General features: G+C 57.4%; 4 protein-coding genes. All 4 read left to right on the top strand.

Annotated elements, in window-relative coordinates; translation table 11 throughout:
• Nucleotides 1–511 (top strand): ABC transporter substrate-binding protein (locus tag AB7U36_RS20360; protein WP_428161458.1); only part of this gene is annotated, 511 nt, incomplete at its 5' end.
• A gap of 1 nt (nucleotide 512) precedes the next feature.
• Nucleotides 513–1,544 carry an ABC transporter permease gene (locus tag AB7U36_RS20355; protein ID WP_428161457.1) on the top strand — a complete coding sequence of 344 codons (1,032 nt, stop codon included), beginning with the start codon at nucleotides 513–515 and terminating at the stop codon, nucleotides 1,542–1,544.
• Nucleotides 1,541–2,395 carry an ABC transporter permease gene (locus tag AB7U36_RS20350; protein ID WP_428161456.1) on the top strand — a complete coding sequence of 285 codons (855 nt, stop codon included), beginning with the start codon at nucleotides 1,541–1,543 and terminating at the stop codon, nucleotides 2,393–2,395. The genes AB7U36_RS20355 and AB7U36_RS20350 overlap by 4 nt, the downstream gene beginning before the upstream one ends.
• A gap of 3 nt (nucleotides 2,396–2,398) precedes the next feature.
• The coding region (locus tag AB7U36_RS20345) for an oligopeptide/dipeptide ABC transporter ATP-binding protein (protein ID WP_428161455.1) at nucleotides 2,399–3,804 on the top strand (1,406 nt) is incomplete at its 3' end.

Below are 3,804 nucleotides of genomic sequence, written 5' to 3'. Positions count from 1 at the left end.
GCCCCTTGCCTTTGATCTGTTATGTGCCGGCGACGAAGTCCGGATGGCGCAAATTCTAAAACAGCGTCTGGCTGACGTGGGCGTGGAAATAAGCATCAAAAGTTGCAACGGTAAAACCCGGGACAGCCGGGTCAGAAACCAAAACTACGATCTGGCCATCATCGGCCACGGCGGATGGGGCGGTGACCCTGATTATCTGATCGCCCACTGTACCGGGGACATCAAGCAATCAAGTTCGCCATCAGCTTCGGGTGGTTCCGGGTTGGCCTCCCCGGCCCTGATGAAATTGTTGAACGCCCAGCGCTCCCAAACCGATCCTGAAAAGCGGCGGAACCTGGTTGTAAAAATCCAGCAGATGGCCGCAGAAGAGGTGCCTGAGATCCCGCTGTTTTATACCACGGGGTACACGGCGTTCCGGCCGGCCAAGTACGACGGGTGGATGTTTATGTTTGACCATCACAGTTTGGAGCACAGCAAACTGTCCTATTTAGACTGGAAAACATGGCGCTGATATGAAAACAAATCAAACCGCTGCAGGGGCATCCGGCCGGGTGATTTCATACCTGGTGACGGTGTGGGTAATCATTACCCTAAATTTCCTTTTGCCGCGCATGATGCCCGGAGACCCGTTTGTTCATCTGTCCGGGGACGAAGGTGAGGACCTGCCGGAATTCACTGAGGCTCAGAAAAATTATTATATGGATCAATACGGGTTTGATGATCCCGTACCGGTCCAGTATGCTCGGTATCTGGTCAAGCTTGCCCATGGAGACCTTGGGGAATCGGTCTATTTTAACAACGCCGTCGCGGGAATTCTGGCCCGACGGCTGCCCTGGACCCTGGGCCTGGTGACCGCAGCCGTAACGCTCTCCACGATCATCGGTACTTTTTTGGGCGTGGTGTCGGCGGCATTGCGCCACCAGTGGGCAGATCGGCTTTTATTTGTGGGGCTGATCCTTATTTCCGAGATTCCGGCATTTCTTATGGGGCTGGTGATTCTTTTTATCTTTGCTGCGGCCCTGGACCTGTTTCCCCTGTCCGGGGCCATGTCCCATTTCACTGGCCAAATGACGCTCATGGAAAAGGCAACAGACATTGCCGCGCATGCGGCCCTGCCCGTGGCAACGCTGACCCTGGCCCGTCTGGGCGGCATTTATCTTCTGGCCCGGAACAGCCTTGTGACGGTGTTGGAAAAGGATTTCATGGTCACGGCCCGGGCCAAGGGACTGACAAAAATCAGGATATTTTGGCGACATGCCCTGCGCAACGCCCTGTTGCCCATTGTCACCCGGGTGTTTATGAGCCTTGGGGCGCTTGTGGGCGGAGCCGTCCTGGTGGAGAACGTGTTTAACTATCCGGGACTGGGCAAGCTGTTGCGTGAATCGGTCATGGTCCAGGACTATCCGTTGATCCAGGGCATATTCCTTTTGGTGACCCTGGCGGTTTTGTCTGCCAATTTTATGGCAGACCTTGTGTACCGGCGGCTGGACCCCAGGGTGAGTGAAAAGCCACACACTAAAAGGCAAAGGCTGATGAAGGCATGAGTTTTACATTCCTGCCGGCGCTTTTTTCCCGGATGACGCCTTCGGGCCGGGCCGGCGCGTTTTTTCTGGGTGCCATCATCTTCCTGGCCCTGGCAGCGCCCCTGCTCTGTTCCCATTCCCACCGGCAAATGTCAGGCCCGGCCCTCAGTACTCCTGAATCCGAACATATCATGGGCACGGATGAACTGGGGGTGGATCTGTGGGCTCAGATCTGCCACGGGGCCAGGATCAGCCTGATTGTCGGGCTTGGCACAGCACTGGTCGCAGGGTTGGGGGGTGCCATTGCAGGTCTTGTGTCGGGATATGCCGGCGGGCTGACCGACATGATCATCATGCGCATGGTGGATGTGTTTCTGGTGCTGCCGGACCTGCCGGTGATGATTGTGCTGGCCGCCTTTTTCGGTCCCAGCCTGACGGCCATTGTCCTGGTGCTCTCCTGTTTTTCATGGGTTCACACGGCCAGAATTGTCCGGTCCAGGGTGTTGGCCTTGAAACAGCGTCAGTACATCCGGGCCGCTGAGCTGAACGGCGCATCTGTGTTTTACCTGATCCGCCGCCATTTTTTGCCCGAGGTGTTTCCCCTGGCAGCCGTGAGCATGATCCGGCTCACCGGCCGGGCTATTGTGGCCGAGGCCGGGCTCTCTTTTTTAGGATTAGGGGATCCCGCTTCCGGATCCTGGGGTCTGATCCTTCACCATGCCACCTCTTTTCCCGGTATCTATTACACACGATTCTGGCAGTGGTGGCTGGTGTTCCCCTGGTTTTTCCTGACCCTGATGGTGGTCAGCCTGGCCCTGGTCAGCCGGGACATGGAAAAAATTGCAGACCCCAGGCTGGGAAAAAGGAGTTGAGCATTGACGCTTGAACCACTTCTGGAAATCAATGATCTATGCCTTGAATACAGGCAGAACGACTTGGTAATCCCTGTTCTGGACCGGGTCAACCTCTCCCTGGCCCCGGGGAAAACCCTGGGACTGATCGGGGAATCCGGGTGCGGCAAAACCAGCCTTGCCATGGCGGTCATGGGCCTTGCCAAATCCGCCCGAATCACAGGCGATATCCGCTTCAACGGCGTTGAGCTGACCGGATTGAAAGAAAAGGAGCTTGCGAAATTCCGATGGAACCGCATTGCCCTGGTTTTCCAAAACAGCCAGGAAGTGTTCAATCCGGTTATTACGGTGGGAGAACAGGTAGCCGAAACCCTGATCCGTCACTTGGGCCTTAATCGGGCGGTAGCCAGTCAACAGACAGCCAGCCTCTTTAAGCAGGCCGGTCTGGAGCCGGTTTGGCAAAATGCATACGCCCACCAGTTATCCGGCGGCATGCGCCAGCGGGTACTCATTGCCATGGCCGTTGCCTGCAGTCCGGATCTGCTCATAGTAGACGAACCCTTCACTGCCCTGGATCCAGCCGCCGCATCTGCCATGGCGGATCTGATTGTTACACTCCAGCAGCACCTGGGGTTTGCCATGATTCTGATCTCCCATGCCATGCCGGCCATTGCCAGGATGACCGAAAATATTGTCACCCTGTACGCAGGCCAGGTTATTGAAGCCGGACCCACCCAGGCAGTGCTGGCCGACCCCTGCCACCCCTATACCCGGGGGCTGATTAATGCCTGTCCTGAATTTTACGGCTACAAAGATCTTTGGGGGATTGCCGGCACCCCGCCATCCCCCGGCAGCGTCTCCGGCTGCCCCTTTTGTCCGCGCTGTGTTCAGCACGGCCCGAACTGCAGCACCCGCCGGCCGCCCCTTGTTGAAGCAGGCAAAAACAGGCAGGTGGCCTGCCATAAAGGGGGTATCACCACGGTACTCGAGGCCCGGGGACTTGAAAAAACATTTGACCTGAACGGCACTGCCGTCAAGGCGGTTCACCAGGCGGATATCACGATTAAATTCGGAGAGGTCGTGGCGCTTGTGGGCCCTTCAGGCTCGGGAAAATCCACCCTGGCCCATCTGCTGGTGGCCCTGGAAATACCGGATAAAGGCCGGGTGATCTTCCAGGGAACGCCCTTGACGGACAACCGTGCCACCTCATGCATACACGGCATGCAGCTGGTATTCCAGGACCCGACCCAGGCCGTGAGTCCCAGGCTGACGGTCCTGGAGGCTGTCCGGGAACCGTTGGACATCATGGGGTGGAAAACCCAACAAGACAGGGATGAAAAGGCCCTTGCCGCCCTGCCCCTGGTACACCTGTCCCGGGATACAGGGTTTCTGAACCAGCCCTGCCATGCGTTAAGCGGAGGCCAGCGCCA

Source organism: Desulfobacter sp., assembly GCF_050177295.1.
Note: the sequence above shows the minus strand (reverse complement) of the source record. Positions and strands in the feature narration are given on the sequence as shown.